Here is an 18916-nt window from a genome sequence, read left to right as displayed (position 1 = left end):
AGTATGTCTTTAGAGATCAAAACCTCAAACCTTGAGCCTCTGCGCCACACCTATGCCAACATTGAGCGGCGCTTTGGCGACAAGCCCGCTACGCGCTACCAAGAAGCGACTTACGACGCGCAAGCAACGGCAAACTTCCATTACCGTCCGCTATGGAATCCTGACAAAACCTTGAATGATAAGAATTATACGGTCATTCAGATGGAGGATTGGTATGACCTAAAAGATCCGCGTCAGTTCTACTATGGCGCTTATGTACAAAACCGCGCGCGCCTGCAAGATACTGCTGAGGGTAATTATAAGTTTTTTGAAAAACGGGACTTAGTAGAAAACCTAAACGAAGACGTCGTAGAAGCGGTGACGTTTAGTCTCTTGCCTCTGCGCCATGTTGAGCAAACAGCTAATCTAAACTTTATGTACGGCGCCGCTTACGGTTATGGTACGGCTATCACCCAAGCATGTCTCTATGCGGGCATGGATAGACTGGGTATGGCGCAGTATTTATCGCGGATTGGACTACTTATCGATGGCAACTCTAGTGACTCGCTAGCCGAAGCGAAAGGGTACTGGATGGATGATGAGGCATGGCAAGGTATTCGCGCCCTTTGCGAGCACACTTTAGTCATAAAGGATTGGTTTGAGCTGTTTATTGCGCAGTCGTTAGTGATGGATACCTTTATCCATGTGGTTCATTACCAGCACCTAGATAACTGGCTGGTCGAAAACGGCGGCCGTGATGTCGCTATGCTGACCGAGTTTATGCAGGAGTGCTTTAAAGACTTAACGGGCTGGAGCAATAGCGTTATCAAGACGGTGGTTAGCGAGAGCGACGATAATAAAGCGCAGTGCCAACATTGGCTAGATAAATGGCAAGAAAAAGTAGTGACCGCTTATCGGCCCTTGATCGAGAAAATGTTTGATAGCGAGCAGACGCTAATGGTACTAGACGATATTCAAGGACAATTGGCAAAACGCTGTAAAACGACAGGTCTAAGCGTACCAAGTGCGGCTTAATTGTACTAAAAATTTAGCGTTATCCATTAAATTAACTTGCAGGGAAGAAGCTTATGTCAAAAGTCTATCTGGCGTTACAAGACAATGATATGTCGCGTTATATTGTTCAAGCCGTTGAAGAGGACAATCCAGAGGTGACCGTCACCTACCAGCCGGCGATGATTCGTATGGAGTGCGAGGACAAACTGGTGGTTAACCGCGCAACGGTTGAAGAAAAACTTGGCCGCGAGTGGGATATCCAAGAGCTGCAATTAAGTCTGGTGACGCTTGGCGGTAATGTCGAAGAGGAAGAAGAAGCTTTGACGTTAAGCTGGCAAAAGTAGCCGCAGTAGTTAGTTGCCACTAAACCTTATGAATAATTTATAACCTAGCTTTTTAAGGAGCACACCATGAATACTACCAAAACCAGCAAAAGATTAAACCTAAAAGATAAATATCGACTGCTAACTCGTGATCTGGATTGGGACTTTTCTTATGAAGATAGAAAAGAAGCTTTTCCTTATGAAGAGTTTGAAGGTATTAAGATTACTGATTGGTCAAAGTGGGAAGATCCTTTTCGCTTGACCATGGATAGCTACTGGAAGTATCAGGCCGAAAAAGAGAAAAAGCTCTACGCCATCTTTGATGCTTTTTCACAAAATAACGGTCAGATGAATGTCTCAGACCCGCGTTATCTAAATGCCATCAAGATATTTTTGACGGCTGTCACGCCACTTGAATATCAAGCTTACCAAGGCTATGCCAACGTGGGTCGCCAGTTTGGCGGTATCGGCGCACGTATCGCTTGTCAGATGCAATCTATCGATGAGCTGCGCCACGTGCAGACGCAAATTCATGCGATGAGCCACTTTAACAAGTACTTTAATGGCTTTCAAGATTGGAGCCACATGCATGACCGCGTTTGGTACTTGTCTGTCCCCAAATCCTTCTTTGAAGATGCACGCTCAGCCGGGCCGTTTGAATTTTTACTGGCCATCTCGTTCTCTTTTGAGTATGTGTTAACCAACTTGCTATTTGTGCCCTTTATGTCGGGCGCGGCGCACAATGGTGATATGGCAACGGTGACCTTTGGTTTTAGCGCTCAGTCTGATGAAGCGCGTCATATGACCCTCGGCCTTGAGATCATTAAGTTTTTACTTGAGCAGCATGAAGACAATCTGCCTATCGTGCAAAAGTGGATCGATAAATGGTTCTGGCGCGGCACCCGTCTGCTCGCTATTGTGGCGATGATGATGGACTATATGTTGCCGAACAAAGTCATGTCATGGAAAGAGGCATGGGAAGTGTATTTCGAAGATGCAGGTGGGGCGTTATTTAAAGACTTAGCTCGCTATGGTATCGAAAAGCCAAAATATAGTGAAGTCATCGAAAAGGAAAAAGAACACGTCTCGCACCAAGCGTGGTGGATCTTTTATAACTTTGGTCACGCAGCAGGTTTTCATACTTGGATACCATCAGATGAAGAGCTTGACTGGCTTAGTGAAAAATACCCTGAGACCTTTGACAAGTATTACCGTCCGCGTTGGGAGCTGGCCAAAAAAATGGAGTCAGAAGGCAAGCGTTTTTATAGCTCAGGTCTACCTATGTTGTGTCAGATCTGTCAGATACCGATGACTTTTACTGAGATGGACGGTAACCCTGGCGAATTTAGCTATCGCACTACAGTTTATAACGATGAGCGCTACCATATGTGCTCAGATGGTTGTCATGATATCTTCGTTGATGAGCCTGAAAAATACGTACAGGCATGGCTACCGGTGCAGCAGATTTTGCAAGGCAACTGCGGTGGCCCTGAGCTTGAAAAAATCCTTAGCGAGTATTACCGCTTTAATGTCGGTGTCGATAATATGGATTTTAAAGGATCTCTCGATGAGAAGAACTGGAAAAAATGGAAAGGCGTGGCCTAATTGCCTAGTTGGCGTAGGCTGTAGCTTTAGCCCTGAGAAACGTTAAAAAATTGCACTGCAATTTTAGTTTCGCAAGAGAAATTCTTTAAATAGAATTTCTGTAAGGTAAATTGCACTATATATATCGCAGTGCTTCGCTAAAGCGCCAGCCTACAGCAGCTCATATAAAGTTGTGAATTGGACTCATTGAATAAGCAAATAAGGAAATTATTATGGCAGTTACAGCGATCCGCCCCGATTATCAGGGCAAAGTTATGGATAAACAGGCCAACTATGGTGATAATATTTTAGTTTTTATCGGCTGGGATGAGCATCTACTGTTTTGTTCGGCAAAAGCCTTCCCATTGCCGCCAAATATGAGTTTTAAAGATTTTAAGGCGAGCGTGTTACCAGAAGGTTTTAACCAGCATCCTGACTTTGAGCATATTAAATGGAATGAGGTAGAGTGGAATTTGAATGGCGAGATGGTGCAGCCGTCAGATGAGCAAACACTAGCAGAGATTGGTTTTGATCATAAATCATTACTGCGCTTTAAAACGCCCGGTCTTAATGGCTGGAAAGGGACCGGTGTGTAGTGTTACTAGCTATTACTCCACTTATAATCTTTGATAAATATTGCAATGGAGAGCGATATGTCATATGAAGTCACTATTGAGCCGACTGGCGACGTCATTGAGGTAGAAGAGGGCCAAACTGTCTTACAAGCGGCTCTGCGTCAGGGCGTTTGGCTACCTTTTGCTTGCGGTCACGGGACTTGCGGAACTTGTAAAGTTCAGGTGTTAGAAGGCTTTGCTGATCTAGGAGAAGCCTCATCATTTGCGCTCATGGAAGTTGAGCGCGACGAAGGCAAAGTGCTGGCTTGCTGCTGTTACCCTGAATCTGATTTGGTTATCGAAGCGGATATCGACGTTGATCCTGACTTTTTGGGTTATCCGGTAGAGGACTATGTAGCGACAGTTGAGTCTGTCGAGGCATTATCACCGACTATTTTGGGCGTGCGCTTGCAGTTAGATAGAGACATGCAATTTCAAGCCGGACAATATATTAACCTAAATATTCCTGATGTCGGGACGCGCGCCTTTTCTATTGCCAACCCGCCATCACAGAACAATATTGTTGAGCTACACGTACGCTTAGTGCCAGAAGGTAAAGGAACCATGTGGCTACATAATGATCTGTCTATCGGTGATGAGATCGAATTGTCAGGGCCCTATGGGCAGTTTTTTGTGCGCAGCAGTGATAGCCAAGATGTGATTTTTATCGCTGGCGGCTCGGGACTCTCCAGTCCTGAGTCGATGATTATGGACTTGTTAGAGCAAGACGATACGCGACAAATTTACTTGTTCCAAGGCGCGCGCAATGTTCCTGAATTGTACCATAGAGACAAGTTTGAGAAGCTAGCCGAAGAGCATGAGCGTTTCCATTATATTCCAGCGCTGAGTGCTGAAGATACGCTAGGGGAGTGGTCAGGTTTCAAAGGCTATGTTAATGATGCAGTCAACGAGTATTTTGAGGGTAAATGCTCAGGACATAAAGCCTATCTGTGTGGTCCGCCGCCGATGATCGATTCTGCTATTACTACTTTGATGCAAGCGCGACTATTCGAGCGTGATATCCATATGGAGAAGTTTTTAACGGCTGCCGATGGTACAGGAGAGACCAGTCGCTCGGCTTTGTTTAAAAGAATCTAAGAGAGCTTTATCCAATTAGAATTCAAAAAAACAAACCTCATTATAAGCTTCATACTGAGGTTTGTTTTTTGACCATAACTATGCAACTATTTATTGATCACGATTGTTTTATAGCTAAATAATCTATTGCTAGTTGGCTAAGCGCCTTGGTACCTACTTTAAGTGAGGACTCATCGACATAAAAATAGGGAGAGTGATTGTAGGGCGCTTCAGCAGGATCTTGCCCTGTTGGTGTACCGCCTAAAAAGAAAAACAGACCAGGTACTTCTTGAGCATAAAACGAGAAGTCTTCAGAGGCTGTGATTTTAGGTAATTCAGCTACGTTATCTTTACCTGCTACGGTCTTGAGTGTTGGCAACATCTGCGTAGTAAGTGCTGGATCGTTAATTGTCACCGGATAGCCTTTGTTGATTTTAACATCAGCTTTGGCTCCTGACGCCATCGCTATATGAGTCGCTGTGGTCTCCATATCACTAAAAATTTGCTCGCGATTATCCATATCAAAGTTACGAATCGTGCCAATCATATTGACACTGTCTGGAATAATGTTATCGCGAACACCGCCACTTATTTTACCAAAAGAGACAATAGCAGGCTCTTTAGTGATATCGATTTGACGGCTGACTATATGATTCACTCCAGTAACGATTTGCGCTGCGGTAGCAATAGGATCGACTCCGTTCCAAGGGGCTGAGCCATGTGTTTGTTTGCCGTTTACCGTAATGTCAAAACTATCAGCACTAGCCATAACTGGACCCTGCCGGTAACCAATTTTGCCAGTATTTAAACTCGACGTAATATGTAGTCCAAATGCCACCTCAGGCTTGTACTTTTTAAATATACCCTCCTTTAACATAAGCTCAGCGCCGCCTTCTTCACCTTCAGGCGCACCTTCTTCGGCAGGCTGAAACACAAACATAATATTGCCTTGCAATTCATTTTGTACGCCAGCTAATACTTCAGCTGCGCCCATAAGCATGGCAACGTGAGTGTCGTGTCCGCAGGCATGCATCACGCCAACTTTTTCACCCATATACTCAGTAACCACTGTTGATTTAAAAGGTACATCTACTTTTTCGGTAACGGGCAACGCATCCATATCCGCTCGTAGCATCACCGTAGGACCGGGCTTAGCCCCCTTTAAAAAACCAACAACGCCGGTATATGCTATGTCAGTTTCGACCTCCATACCCAGTGATTGTAAATGCTTGGCTACGATAGCCGCTGTACGAGTCTCTCTATTACCCAATTCTGGGTGCTCATGAATATCGCGGCGCCATTCAATGACCTTGTTTTCAACACTTTGCGCTTGTTTATCAATGTTGATGTTGGCATGAGCGCTAAGAGCGCTACAGGCAACGATACCGATAACTGACGACAACAATAATTGTTTCATATGACTTCCTTGTATAAAGCTTCTTACCTATTATGGCTCTTATCATGTCCGTATAAGAGCTTAGATCAGTAATAGTGTGGAAGTTAAAAGCGTTTTTTAATTTAAATATTGACGAATAATCTGATTAAACGCTTCAGGCTGTTCAATATTTGGAATATGAGACGCCTCAATAGTCGCAAGCGTGGCATTAGGAATGTGATCGACCATATACTCCCCATCAGCAACGGTGGTGACTGGATCTTTTGTACCAGCGACCACAGTCACGGGTACGCGAATATCTTTTAGCTGCTCGCGGGTGTCCGCAGTAGCCAATGCCTCGCAGCAGCTGGCATAACCCTCGCTGCTTCCTGCAGCTAATCTGTCAGACAGTGCTTTTACCACATCAGGATGGTTATCGACAAAGCTTGGCGTAAACCAGCGCGAGGCGGCCGTATCAGCGATAGGCTGCAAGCCTTGCGCGCGAACCAGCTGCGCGCGCTCTATCCATGCTGATTCTGTCCCAAGCTTGGCGGCGGTATTGGATAACATCAAATGCTCAAAGCGATCAGGATGATGAATGGCTAGCCATTGACCCGTCATACCGCCCATCGATATGCCACAGAAAAACGCTTTATCAACATCTAAATGATCAAGCAGATCAATAACGTCCTGCCCAAGCTGATCGAGAGTATATGGGCCTTTAGGAGCTGACGAGTCGCCGTGACCACGGGTATCGTAACTAATAATAAAGTAATTATCTTGCAGCGCATCAATTTGCGGTTGCCACATCTGATAGCTGGTACCCAAAGAGTTGGAAAACAGTAAGGCAGGACTGCTTTTATCACCAAAGGTTGCGTAGTTGATATCAACGTCTTTATTACTAAATACGGGCATAATCAGTTACCTCGCTTATTTATGATTAATGGAACACTTTTTAAAAAGCGTTATACGTGATCAACACGCTCGATAATAATCGCAATACCTTGACCAACGCCGATACACATAGAGCAAATAGCATAGCGCTTGCCCGTATGTTCAAGCTGGTTAAGCGCGGTTAAAATAATTCTCGCTCCCGAAGCGCCTAGCGGATGACCCAAAGAGATAGCGCCGCCATTAGGGTTGACACGCTCACTATCATCAGGCAAACCCAAATCACGCGTACAGGCAAGCGCTTGCGCGGCAAAGGCTTCGTTTAGTTCAATGACGTCCATCTCATCAAGCGTCAGTCCTGTGTGCTCAAGCAGTTTTTTCATCGCCGGTGCCGGGGCAAAACCCATAATGCGCGGCTCAACGCCTACGGTGGTCGAAGCGATGATACGGGCACGCGGCTTTAAGTTATACTTTTTAACGGCTTGCTCTGAGGCGACCAAAAAGGCACCGGCGCCGTCATTAATACCAGAGGCATTACCAGCGGTCACCGTACCGTCTTTGGTAACAATAGGACGCAGTTTGGCGAGTTTTTCAAGGCTAGTATCAGCGCGCGGATGCTCATCAGTATCAACGATAATAGGATCGCCTTTACGCTGCGGGATGCTCACAGGGGTAATCTCGTCTTCAAAAAACCCTGACTCTTGCGCCGCTGCGGTACGCTGCTGGCTACGCAGAGCAAAAGCATCTTGATCTTCGCGGTTGACATCGAACTGTTCAGCGACGTTTTCAGCAGTTTGTGGCATAGACTCGCTGCCATACATCTCATCGAGCTTGGGATTAAGAAAGCGCCAACCCATGGTGGTATCTTCAATCTTTTGATTACGACCAAAAGAGCTATCAGATTTACCCATGACAAAGGGCGCGCGGCTCATACTCTCAACCCCGCCCGCCACGATAAGATCAGCTTCACCAGTTTTGATTGTGCGCGCAGCCATAGCCAAAGCATCCATTGACGAGCCGCATAAGCGATTGATCGTAGTGGCGGGGACTTGATAGGGCATGCCAGCGAGCAAAGACGACATACGGGCGACGTTGCGGTTATCTTCGCCGCTTTGATTAGCGCAGCCGTAGATGACGTCATCTACTTTCTCCCAATCAACCTCATTATTGCGCTCTATCAAAGCCTTAATAGGAATAGCGCCCAAATCATCAGTACGCACTGCTGCTAGGCTACCGCCATAGCGACCAAAAGGGGTGCGAATACCATCGATAATATAAGCATCTTGTAAACCAGTCGTTGTATTAGTCATTACTATTATCCTTAATTGTTGTGAGTAGCGTCAGTGAGCGTAGCACCAGTTAGGGCTTGTAAATCATTAAAACTTAAACCATCAACCATTTCAATCACTTTTAGCCCATCATTGGTGACATCAATGACGCAAAGATCGGTATAAATACGATCGACGCAGTGTTTGCCAGTGACTGGATAGGTAAGCTCACTGACGATCTTGGGATCGCCGTCTTTGGTGGTATGATTGGTCATCACAAAGACTTTTTTGGCGCCAACGGCTAGATCCATAGCGCCGCCGACAGCAGGGATGGCATCCTCAGCACCAGTGCTCCAGTTTGCTAAATCACCATTGGCCGCGACCTGAAAAGCGCCTAATACGCAAATGTCGATATGACCGCCGCGCATCATAGCAAAAGAGTCGCCGTGATGAAAAAAACTGCCGCCATCTAGCAAGGTAACATACTCTTTACCGGCATTAATCAGCTCGGGATCTTCCTCACCTTTGGCGGGCGGCGGACCAAACGCTAACAGTCCATTTTCTGAATGCAAAAATACTTCTTTGTCATCAGGTAAATACTTGGCGATCTTGGTAGGTAGACCGATGCCTAAATTGACATAGGCACCATCTGGAATATCCTCTGCCGCACGCTCGGCTATTTGATCACGGGTTAAAGCGGTATAAGAGGTATCGCTTATATCGTTCATATCGTTCATAATGTGGCTCCTTATCGATATTGTTATTGTTATTAGTATTAAGCGCTGGTTGCCGTAGTAGCGCTATCAAAACTGTTAGAACCATTAGGATCAGTAGGTTCAACTTGAACTACATGCTGGACAAAGATACCCGGCGTCACAATGTGTTCAGGATCAAGCGCGCCCAATTCAACGATTTTAGAGACCTGAGCGATAGTTGTGTCTGCTGCCATCGCCATAATAGGGCCAAAATTACGGGCTGATTTACGGTAGATAAGGTTGCCCCAACGATCGCCTTGATGCGCCTTTATTAACGCAAAATCAGCCTTAAGCGGATACTCCAGCACGTAGTCTTTCCCATCGATATGACGCGTCTCTTTGCCCTCAGCGAGCAGCGTGCCAAAACCTGTGGGCGTATATATCGCACCCAGACCCATACCAGCGGCTTGAATTCGGCAAGCTAGATTACCTTGCGGTACCAGCTCAAGCTCAATTTTGCCTGTTTGGTACAGCTCATCAAATACCCAAGAGTCCGATTGGCGCGGAAAAGAGCAGATGATTTTGCGCACCGCGCCGGTATCTAATAGTTTGGCAAGACCATAGTCGCCATTACCGGCATTATTATTGATAATGACTAAGTCCTTGACGCCCAAATCAATCAGGCCATCGATAAGCTCAGCGGGCTGGCCTGCGGTGCCAAAGCCGCCAATCATAATGGTAGCACCATCCTTTATTTGACCAAGAACCTCGGTCATACTTTTTTCAGCTTTATTAATCATATTCACATCCTATGAAAAGTCGTTTTAGTGGTCATTTTGCTATGATAATTATTGTAAGCTAGCTTAATTTAATACATGCAATACTGGTTATGAAAGTGCGGGTAATAAGCGTTTTTTTACCAAAATATAATAGGCAATCATACCGATAAGAATGCCCCAAAATACCGAGCTTAACCCCAAAAAGCTCATGCCCGATGCTGTTGCCAAAAAGGTAATCAGTGCCGGATCTCTTTGTTCATCATCTTTCATAGCGATATTGACATTAGCTGATATTGCGCCAATAAGGGCCAGTCCCGCCAAAGCAGCGACCAGCTCTTTGGGTAATAAGCTAAATACCGCTACAATACTACCAGCAAACAAGCCGCCCAATATATAAAAAATACCATTGGCAACGCCTGCAATGTAGCGTTTTTCTTTTAATTCGTGTGCGTCTTTGCCTGTACATAGGGCGGCGGTAATAGCCGCTAGGACGATAGTGATACCGCCCACACAGGCAACAGCTAATGAGGCGATGCTAGCGACACTGACGATAGGTTTGGCTGGCGTGTCATAGCCGCTTAGATTTAGGATCGCCATGCCGGGCAAAAACTGTCCAGTAAGGCTGACAAGGATAAGCGGAATAGCGAGGTTAAAGGTGGCATTCCAAGACCATTCAGGCCAGATCACTTTGGGTATGGTCAGCGCAAAATTAACCTCAACAGGGTTCATTCTGCCAAATACGACGCTCAATAACACCCCGCATAATAAGACCCAAATCATGGTATAACGCGGGGAGAAACGTTTAGCAAATAAATAACAAGCGAGCATACTAAAGACAATCAGCGGCATGGTATCGGTGGCGATAAATAACTCTAAGCCAAACTGAAATAATATGCCGGCCATCATGCCAGCAGCAATACCGTTTGGAATCCAAGTTAAGATTTTGTCAAAAGAGCCGGTTGCGCCCACAATAAAAATAACAATCGCTGAGATGATATAAGCGGATATCGCCTCATTGATGCTCATCTCAGGAAATACGGTCACCAATAGCGCAGTACCGGGCGCTGACCATGCCGTAATAATAGGAGTTTTGTACTTAATAGATAGATAAATACCAGAGACGGCCGCGCCAATAGAGACGCCCCAAATCCAAGAGGCCATCATCGCGTCCGACGCCTCAGCCGACTGCGCTGCTTGGAAAAAGATAATTAACGGGCCAGCATAAGAGATAAGAACGGCTAAAAACCCGGCAACGGTTGCTGAGAGCGACCAGTCTTCTTTTAAGCTTTGCATTACCTTTGCCATATTGCTTCCTTGCAAATCAGCACTAAGCGGGTAGTGGTCAGTTAGGCACTAAGCCCTTATGAGCCTTTATGAGATCGTATAAGTGCAATTGACGCAATTATCCCTCGTCGCCGCCACCGACAGGAATGGTGCTGCCCGTAATATAAGAGGATTCGTCTGACGCCAAAAACGCAATCGCATTGACTTGCTCATCTATGGTGCCATAGCGTTTCATAAAGGTACGATCAATGGTCTGATCAACGACGGCATCCATCCATAATTTTTCATCAGCGCTTAAGGGTTTAGCGTTACGCGGGATCTTTCTAGGCGGCGCTTCGGTACCGCCAGTTGCCACCGCGTTAACCCGAATACCATCATTTGCATACTCAAAAGCTAATGACGCGGTCATGGCATTGATGCCGCCTTTTGAGGCAGAATAAGGAATACGATTGATACCTTTGGTGGCGATAGACGATACGTTGACAATGACGCCGGACTGCTGCTCAATCATCACTGGTAGCACGGCGCGGCAGCACCATAAAGTGGGGTATAAAGAGCGGCTGATCTCTTTATTAATCTCGGCCTCAGAGAAGTGTATAAATGGCTTCATCCATATCGCACCGCCGACATTGTTAACCAGCACATCGATACGCCCATAAGTGGCTAGCGCTTTGTCTATCGTATCTTGCGCGCCTTGATAGGTTTCTAAATCGGCTTGAATAGCGACGGCTTGCCCATCACTTGCCATAACCTCGGCTAGTACGTCTTCAACTAAGGGCGAGAAGTCAGCCATGACGACTTTTGCCCCTTCCGCCGCTAAGCGCAAGGCGACACCGCGTCCAATGCCTTGAGCGGCGCCAGTCACAATACAGACTTTATTGTCAAAGCGTTTATCCATTACTACTTCCTAAAAGTAACACGGTATCATCTCTAAAAGGTACTAACTGTATATCGTAAGTTATTATTAGCCTTTATTAGCGTTAACCGTTTTTTATTACTGCTCGCTTGGAAGAAATTTTTCAAAGTAAAAATTACTAGGCTTCAAATTGCTATCATCTAACCAATGACTGACCGCATCGACCATAGCTGGAGGGCCACATAGATAAATATCAACCTCGCCGCCGTTTAACCAGTCAGACTCCACATGACCGGTCACGTAGCCTTTACGCTCATGAGCGCTATCTTCGCTGACTACGCAAGTGTAATAATTAAACCAAGAATGATTTTTCTTGACCTCATCAAGCTTTTCAAGCTCAATTAAATCAGCATCGTTGGTGACGCCATACACCATATTGATAGGATGATGGGCGCCGGACACCTCCAAGCTCTTTAGCATCGACAAAAAAGGCGCAATACCGGTACCTCCTGCTAAAAACAAAGTAGGGCGCACTACAGGGCGCAAATAGAAACTACCAAAGGGTCCTTCAAAGTCAATATCTTGACCTACCTGCGCAATATCAGATAAAAAGGTACTCATCTTGCCATTAGGAATGTTGCGTACCACAAATTCAGCTTGCTTAGCGCTAGGCATAGAGCTAAACGAGTACGAGCGCGTCTCTTTAGTGTCCGGAATATTGATATTGACATATTGCCCAGGCAAGAACACTAAGGCATCGGGGTCATCGACTTCGACCCCAAAATGAATAGTGGACTCTGATAAGACATTTAGCTGCTGCAATTTACCTTTAAACAGCGACTTGCCAACCTTGCAAGCTTCCGATGAGCTAGGCACTTTTAGCACACAGTCGCTCTCAGGGATCATCTGACAAGTCAGCACGTACCCTTCATTGGCCTCAGCTTCTGTCAGCGCCTCATCAATATACATGTCGGGATGTAAGTCATAACTACCCGACTCGCAGTGGCAGCGGCAAGTGCCACAAGCGCCATCTAGACAATCGACCGGAATGTTATATTTTTGACGATAAGCGGCCTCAGCAACGGTTTCATCATCACCGCATTTAATAAATCCAGTGACGCCGTCTTCGAACTGTAGCGCTATATTATATTCCATAAGAAAAATCCCTTTTCAACATCTAAACGTGGTAAACGTCCATGATTTGATGCACGTAGTCATCTTTTAATACCACATATTTATCCAAAATCTTGGGACTATCGCCCCGCATATCTATCTTGTACTTAGAAAAGCCCCAGTAGGTATTGGTTTCGCGATAGCGAAAAGATTTATTAATCCAATTAAAACGGACATCAACGATACCGTCATTGTCTTCAAGTAGCTCAATGTTGGATAAATTATGGGTGGTGCGCGTATCAGGAATGGTGGCTGACGAGCGCTCCGTTTCGACTCGAAATACACGGTCTTCAAGCCCGCGGCGATCTGGATAATAGATAAGTGAGATCTCCCGTTGCGGGTCGCTGATCAGCTCGCCATCATCATCCCAGCTTGGCATCCAAAAAGGACACTCTTCGTCATAACAAGCCAGCCACTCTTCCCAGTTTTTCTCATCGAGCAGACGTGCTTCACGGTATAAAAACTGCCGCACGTCCTCGATGTTCACCTTTCCCTCTTTCATAACTCATAGTCCTTTATGTGTCTTATATGTGTTTTAGTTTTACGATAGCCAATAAATTACCAGTAAAGTTTTTGCTTAAGGCTGATCCTCAGCATGTAACTCTTGCTCTTGCTCCAGCGCTTTTTTCATCTGCTCATGCCAGTAGCCGTGCTGAATGACATATAAACCTTCATCTTCAGTTTTAGCGCCGCTCAGTAAAGGCTTTAGATCGATAGCTTTTGCGCCTTCATCCGCGCCCTCAATCCAATGCTCAGAGCCGCGGCACATATCGTTCCATTCAAGCTTAATACCGTTATAGCCTTCTTGACAGGAGCGAAACTCTTCAAGATCATCGGGCGTTGCCATGCCGGTCACGTTAAAGAAGTCTTCGTACTGACGGATACGGCGGCTGCGTGATGCATCGCTTTCGCCTTTGGGCGCGATACACCAAATAGTCACTTCAGTTTTGTCAACAGCGAGCGGTCGCAGCATACGAATTTGCGAGCTGAACTGATCCATAATGTAGACGTTGGGATACAAGCATAAGTTACGCGAGCGTCCAATCATCCAATCTGCCATAGCCTCGCCATATTTGGCGGCATACTCATCTCTGTAGACAAAGTTTGGACGATCTTGCGGGTTCTCCCATGTGGTCCACAATAGTAGATGGCCATTTTCAAAGGAATAAAATCCGCCGCCTTGACGGCCCCATTTACCGGCGTTCATGGCTTTGATGTTGTCTTCTTTTTTCGCTTCCTGCTCTTTGCGGCGTGCGGTTGTGGCCGCATAGTTCCAATGCACCGCTGACACATGATAGCCATCAGCGCCATTCTCAGCTTGTAGCTTCCAGTTGCCATCAAAGGTATAAGTTGAGGTGCCGCGCAGTACCTCTAAACCTTCTTCAGACTGGTTGACAATCATGTCAAGGATTTTGGTCGAGCCGCCAAGCCACTCTTCGACAGGTGGGACATCATCATTAAGGCTGGCGAATAAAAACCCTTTGTAATTGGCGAATTTAACTTGCTTTAAATCGTGCGAGCCGTCTTTATTAAAAATCTCCGGATAGCCGGCTCCGCGAGGGTCTTTAACTTTTAGCAGTTTTCCTGAATTGTTATAAGTCCAGCCATGAAAGGGGCAAGTATAGGTCGACTTATTGCCTTTTTTATGACGGCACAATTGGGCGCCGCGGTGGGAACAAGCATTAATCATGCAATGCAGCTCGCCGTCTTTATTACGAGCAACGATCACCGGCTGACGACCGATGTAAGTGGTGTAGTAGTCGTTGTTGTCAGGGATTTGGGTTTCATGAGCTAGATAAACCCAATTACCCTCAAAGATATATTTCATTTCAAGCTCAAATAGCTCTTCGTTGGTAAAGGCGCTGCGATGTAGGCGATAAATGCCTTTGTCTGGAGATTCTTCTAAAAAATCATCGATAGCAATGTCTGATCCTTCAGGGACAATATTGATGCGTTCGCTTACGGCGGTCATGATAATCTTCCTTGTCTATAAGATAATGCGATAATGATGATATGGTTTACGGGTAATATAGGGTTTGATACCACAGCAGCGTGTGGTATCAAACCGTCATTTCAATGGTTAATACTAATAAACCAATACTAATGATTGACAGCTAATAACTAGTAAACCAATAGCTATTAACCATGGACTCGGCGGCGCTCAACATCGCTACCTTGGACATCTGACTTAGTGTCTTTTAACAGATGAAAGTCAAAATCGATGGAGGCATAAGGCTTATCAACACCTTTTTCTTTAAGCTTTTCAGCATCCTCAACCATAGTGATCTCCGGCACCAAGCCTTCACGGCTAGCAAAGGCAAAGTCGTCCCACAGATACTCATCACCATCGATATTGATCTGAGTGGTCAATTTGCGCATACCATCGGCGCTGGCAAAAAAGTGCACGTGAGCCGGGCGATGACCATGACGCCCAAGGGCAGTTAACAGCTTGTCAGTCATGCCTTCGGGCGGTACTGAGTAACCTAAGGGCACAATACTACGAAAGCCATAACGGCCATTTTCATCGGTGATGATAGTACGGCGTAAATTAAAGTCAGACTGCGACTCATCAAAGAAGGAGTAGTTACCCAAACTATTAGCATGCCATGCTTCAACTTTGGCATTGGGGATAGGGTTGCCATCTTCATCATAAACGGTGCCCTGCATAAATAGCACCGTACCCTCATCATCTTCGGTGCCATCATCTAAACGAGCAAAACCATGCTCTTCGGGCGCGCCAGCGACATATAAAGGCCCTTCAATGGTACGCGGCGTACCGCCTTCAAGACCAGCGGCCTGCATGTCCTCTTCAATCATCAAATCCATGAAATGATCAAAACCAAGTCCCGGTGATAATAGACCCGCTTCTTTACCTAAGTCGCCGATATATTCTACCCCGCTCCAGTATTCATCAGCGGTGATATTGAGATCATTGATAGTTTTCATCAGATCAGTGACAATGCGCAGAGTGATCTCTTGCACGCGTGGATTGACTTTGTCTGGATAGTCGATTTTACCTTTAACAAACTTCTCGGCCAGTTTTTCGATTTGCTTATGTTCCATGTCTCTCTCCTTGTTGAGGACTATTTTGGGAAGGTGTCATTGAGTAATCCTACTCAATGTTGTTAATATAACTATATACTTATTTAGTTGCTTTGGGGTTGATTAATTTGTTTTCTAAACAACCTTATCTTAGCTGTCATCGTCACGAATAGAGGAGGGATGGCGTAGTAGCGGGGTTACCTCAACTTTCATATAAGGATAGAGCGGCAGTGACATCATAATGTTATGTAGCTCTTCATTACTCTCAACATCAAAGATACTAAAGTTAGAATACTCACCAGCCAAGCGCCAGATATGTCGCCATTTACCTTGTTCTTGCAGCTTTTGTGAGATCTCTTTTTCGGTAGCTTTTAGCTTATCAACCTTATCAGCATCCATATCTGTCGGTATCAGAACATCCATTCGTACGTGATATAACATCGTTGTTTCCTTATTGATGGTTAATAAATAAACTAACTATAATTGATTTTTAACACTCATTTCTTAACGAGTATTTATACAATGGCGTAAGTTAAGATTCAGTAGCAAACTTTCCTGATTTAGCGTTTGGCTGCGACATTGTAGGCAAAGTGATATTACTGCGCTTGGCATAATAATAAACCTTGTCTGTGTCTACCTCGATACCAAGTCCTGCACCCGTTGGTACCGTTAGACCAAAATTGTTGTAGTCCAGTGGACGCACTAAAATGTCTTCGGTCAGCAGTAAAGGGCCAAACATTTCAGTATCAAAATTTAAGCTCGGATAAGTTGCAAACACATGCGCTGATGCAGCAGTGCCAATCGGTCCCTCTAACATCGTACCGCCATATAGCTCGATACCGGCTAGATGTGCCATTTGTCCAATCAAGCAAGCGGCTTTTAGACCACCTGCTTGGTTAATCTTGACGGCAAAGACATCTGCGCAATGCTCGGAAGCTAAATGAAAAGCATTTTGTGGATCTTGGACGATCTCATCCGCCATAATCGCCACATCAAAACGATCCTTTAGGCGTTTAAGTCCGGCTCTATTGCGCATGGAGATGGGCTGCTCTATCAGATCAACGCCGCCGGCTTCTAGTAAGCTGATACCTTGCATGGCTTCAAGCTCTGTCCAAGCCTGATTGACATCGACGCTAATACGGCATTCAGGTACTGCTTTTTTGATGGCGAGAACGTGTGCGACGTCGTCAAGAATAGGGTTGCTACCGATTTTTAATTTAAAAATACGATGGCGTTTTTGCGCGACCATCTCTTTGGCTTCCGCGATATCTGTTGCGGTATCGCCGCTGGCAAGCGTCCAAGCGACCTCGATAGCATCACGAACACGGCCACCAAGCAATTCACTGACAGGTATACCTAAGCGCTGACCTTCAATATCGAGTAGGGCGGTTTCAATCGCACATTTTGCAAAGCGGTTGCCAGTAATATGTAAGCTTAATAGTTGCATAGCTTTGGCAGTAGAGGAGGGCTGCTCTTTTAGTAAAAGAGGCGTAAAATAAGTATCGATATTGGTTTTAATGCTATGAGGGCTTTCTTCTGCATAGCTTAAACCGCCAATAGTGGTGGCCTCGCCCCAGCCTGCAAAACCATCTTCGGTCTGAATATGGACGAGTACCAGTACTTGTTCTCTCATTACCGTACAAGCTAGCTTATGCTCTCGAATAGTAGGTATCGGTACTAGCAAGGTATCAATTGAGCGAATCATAGTTGTCCTTAATAGATCATTAATATGTCCTTATACTTAATAAGTACTATAAAGGGCAAACAGCACCCTGTCTAAGACCTATTTGGTTTAATTTTAATACCTTCTGGGTATATTGTATGAAGAATTATAGGAGTCAATTGTGCTATGTTATGTTATTTAGGTATAAAGTTTACTGGTGACAAAGAACCTTTATCGTGGCCGGTTTGACCCATAGCCGCTAGCATAATCAAGGATAAGAAAAATGGAGCTTAGACATTTACGCTACTTTGTGGCTGTAGCAGAGGAAAAAAGTTTTAATAAAGCTGCCGAACGCCTTTATATCTCCCAGCCCCCTCTAAGCCGCCAGATCAAACAGCTAGAAGAGGAGATAGGCGTTACTTTAATCGATAGAGACAATCGTCCTTTAAAACTTACTGAGGCGGGCGAGTTTTTCTATGAGCATGCCATTCAAATTTTAAGAAAATCTGATAACTTGCGTGCTATGACTATGCGTAAAGGCGCGTTCGATAGCTCGTTGTCGATAGGCTTTGTTTCATCCATTCTCTACGGAATCTTGCCCAGAGTTATTGCGCGCTTTCGTCAAGTCTATCCTAACATAGAGCTTAAACTGCACGAGCTAAATTCGTGGCAACAAACTCAAGCGCTGACTAGTGGCAAGATAGATGTAGGCTTTGGTAGGTTGCTATTTGAAGATGCGTCTGTTAGACGTATTTTGCTCAGAGAGGAGAGTTTGGTTGTTGCTGTACCCTTAAGTCATCATATGGCACAGGAGCAGCTTAACGCTCAGCGTATTGATGTGAATCTTACCGATCTGACAGAGGAGCGCTTATTACTGTACCCAAAAGCGCCGCGGCCTAGTTTTATCAATTACGTACTAGAATTATTTGAGGCTCGCAACTTAAAGCCCAGCCATTTTACAGAGGTCAGTGAGCTACATGTGGCATTAGGACTAGTTGCCGCAGGTGAAGGGGTAACCATTGTTCCAAAAACGCTGGAGCATCTGCGTAACCAAGAAGTGACTTATATCCCATTTGAAGATGGTCTACTGGTATCTCCTGTTATCATGAATGTCCGGCATTTTGATAAGTCAGAGCTGCTGAAAACTCTACTAGAAGTCACGTATCAGATTTATGACGAAGAAGGATTTATTTATCAGCGGGAACAGATTTAGGTGAATTTTTAAACCGAATGATACCACTAGAATAACTAGTTTAACCCCAGCTTCAACAGTTAGTTAAAACTGGGATTAAGTATGGT

General features: G+C 45.3%; 19 protein-coding genes. 6 read left to right on the top strand and 13 right to left on the bottom strand.

Features of this window, described 5'->3' with window-relative positions; translation table 11 throughout:
• Nucleotides 1–3: 3 nt before the first annotated feature.
• From ACR63N_RS08545 to ACR63N_RS08525, 5 genes are all read left to right on the top strand, one after another.
• Nucleotides 4–1014, top strand: coding sequence for an aromatic/alkene monooxygenase hydroxylase subunit beta (locus ACR63N_RS08545; RefSeq protein WP_472781854.1), 1011 nt, complete (start codon nucleotides 4–6; stop codon nucleotides 1012–1014).
• A gap of 53 nt (nucleotides 1015–1067) precedes the next feature.
• Nucleotides 1068–1337: an MmoB/DmpM family protein gene (locus ACR63N_RS08540; RefSeq protein ID WP_367104266.1), complete on the top strand. Its 270-nt coding sequence runs from the start codon at nucleotides 1068–1070 to the stop codon at nucleotides 1335–1337.
• 66 nt (nucleotides 1338–1403) lie between these two features.
• Nucleotides 1404–2921 (top strand): aromatic/alkene/methane monooxygenase hydroxylase/oxygenase subunit alpha, encoded by a 1518-nt coding sequence (locus tag ACR63N_RS08535; protein WP_472781853.1) that lies wholly within the window; start codon nucleotides 1404–1406, stop codon nucleotides 2919–2921.
• A 212-nt stretch (nucleotides 2922–3133) separates the two neighbouring features.
• A complete protein-coding gene (locus ACR63N_RS08530; protein ID WP_472781852.1) occupies nucleotides 3134–3496 on the top strand; it encodes a phenol hydroxylase subunit P4 in 363 nt (120 codons plus the stop codon).
• 57 nt (nucleotides 3497–3553) lie between these two features.
• The gene (locus ACR63N_RS08525) at nucleotides 3554–4612 is read left to right on the top strand and encodes a 2Fe-2S iron-sulfur cluster-binding protein (protein WP_472781851.1); all 1059 of its coding nucleotides are present in this window, start codon (nucleotides 3554–3556) and stop codon (nucleotides 4610–4612) included.
• A gap of 97 nt (nucleotides 4613–4709) precedes the next feature.
• Here ACR63N_RS08525 and ACR63N_RS08520 read toward each other — a convergent pair whose 3' ends face one another.
• The 13 genes from ACR63N_RS08520 to ACR63N_RS08460 form a co-directional block, all read right to left on the bottom strand.
• Nucleotides 4710–6008, bottom strand: a complete 1299-nt coding sequence (locus tag ACR63N_RS08520; protein ID WP_472781850.1) for a M20 family metallopeptidase — start codon at nucleotides 6006–6008, stop codon at nucleotides 4710–4712.
• Between the two features lie 96 nt (nucleotides 6009–6104).
• Nucleotides 6105–6881 (bottom strand): 3-oxoadipate enol-lactonase, encoded by a 777-nt coding sequence (pcaD, locus tag ACR63N_RS08515; protein ID WP_472781849.1) that lies wholly within the window; start codon nucleotides 6879–6881, stop codon nucleotides 6105–6107.
• A 50-nt stretch (nucleotides 6882–6931) separates the two neighbouring features.
• On the bottom strand, nucleotides 6932–8167 hold the full coding sequence (gene pcaF / locus ACR63N_RS08510) for a 3-oxoadipyl-CoA thiolase (protein WP_367107456.1): 1236 nt from the start codon (nucleotides 8165–8167) through the stop codon (nucleotides 6932–6934).
• 11 nt (nucleotides 8168–8178) lie between these two features.
• Nucleotides 8179–8853: a 3-oxoacid CoA-transferase subunit B gene (locus tag ACR63N_RS08505; protein WP_472782729.1), complete on the bottom strand. Its 675-nt coding sequence runs from the start codon at nucleotides 8851–8853 to the stop codon at nucleotides 8179–8181.
• Between the two features lie 47 nt (nucleotides 8854–8900).
• Complete coding sequence (locus ACR63N_RS08500; RefSeq protein WP_472781848.1) at nucleotides 8901–9620, bottom strand: 3-oxoacid CoA-transferase subunit A; 720 nt, start codon at nucleotides 9618–9620, stop codon at nucleotides 8901–8903.
• 87 nt (nucleotides 9621–9707) lie between these two features.
• Entirely contained in the window at nucleotides 9708–10904 is a 1197-nt protein-coding gene (gene benE, locus ACR63N_RS08495; protein ID WP_367111493.1) for a benzoate/H(+) symporter BenE, read from the bottom strand.
• A 97-nt stretch (nucleotides 10905–11001) separates the two neighbouring features.
• A complete protein-coding gene (locus ACR63N_RS08490) occupies nucleotides 11002–11781 on the bottom strand; it encodes a 1,6-dihydroxycyclohexa-2,4-diene-1-carboxylate dehydrogenase (protein ID WP_472781847.1) in 780 nt (259 codons plus the stop codon).
• Nucleotides 11782–11877: 96 nt separating this feature from the next.
• Complete coding sequence (gene benC, locus ACR63N_RS08485; RefSeq protein WP_367107454.1) at nucleotides 11878–12894, bottom strand: benzoate 1,2-dioxygenase electron transfer component BenC; 1017 nt, start codon at nucleotides 12892–12894, stop codon at nucleotides 11878–11880.
• Between the two features lie 22 nt (nucleotides 12895–12916).
• The gene (gene benB / locus ACR63N_RS08480) at nucleotides 12917–13414 is read right to left on the bottom strand and encodes a benzoate 1,2-dioxygenase small subunit (protein WP_367104277.1); all 498 of its coding nucleotides are present in this window, start codon (nucleotides 13412–13414) and stop codon (nucleotides 12917–12919) included.
• Between the two features lie 75 nt (nucleotides 13415–13489).
• Nucleotides 13490–14884, bottom strand: a complete 1395-nt coding sequence (gene benA / locus ACR63N_RS08475; RefSeq protein ID WP_367104278.1) for a benzoate 1,2-dioxygenase large subunit — start codon at nucleotides 14882–14884, stop codon at nucleotides 13490–13492.
• Between the two features lie 167 nt (nucleotides 14885–15051).
• Nucleotides 15052–15975, bottom strand: a complete 924-nt coding sequence (catA, locus tag ACR63N_RS08470; protein WP_472781846.1) for a catechol 1,2-dioxygenase — start codon at nucleotides 15973–15975, stop codon at nucleotides 15052–15054.
• A gap of 129 nt (nucleotides 15976–16104) precedes the next feature.
• Entirely contained in the window at nucleotides 16105–16395 is a 291-nt protein-coding gene (catC, locus tag ACR63N_RS08465) for a muconolactone Delta-isomerase (RefSeq protein ID WP_367104280.1), read from the bottom strand.
• Nucleotides 16396–16486: 91 nt separating this feature from the next.
• Nucleotides 16487–17659, bottom strand: coding sequence for a muconate/chloromuconate family cycloisomerase (locus tag ACR63N_RS08460; RefSeq protein ID WP_472781845.1), 1173 nt, complete (start codon nucleotides 17657–17659; stop codon nucleotides 16487–16489).
• A gap of 241 nt (nucleotides 17660–17900) precedes the next feature.
• Here ACR63N_RS08460 and ACR63N_RS08455 point away from each other — a divergent pair, with 241 nt between their 5' ends.
• A complete protein-coding gene (locus ACR63N_RS08455) occupies nucleotides 17901–18830 on the top strand; it encodes a LysR substrate-binding domain-containing protein (RefSeq protein WP_367104282.1) in 930 nt (309 codons plus the stop codon).
• Nucleotides 18831–18916 lie beyond the last annotated feature (86 nt).

Source organism: Psychrobacter sp. M4, from assembly GCF_055699795.1.
This window is presented reverse-complemented; position numbering and strand designations above follow the sequence as displayed.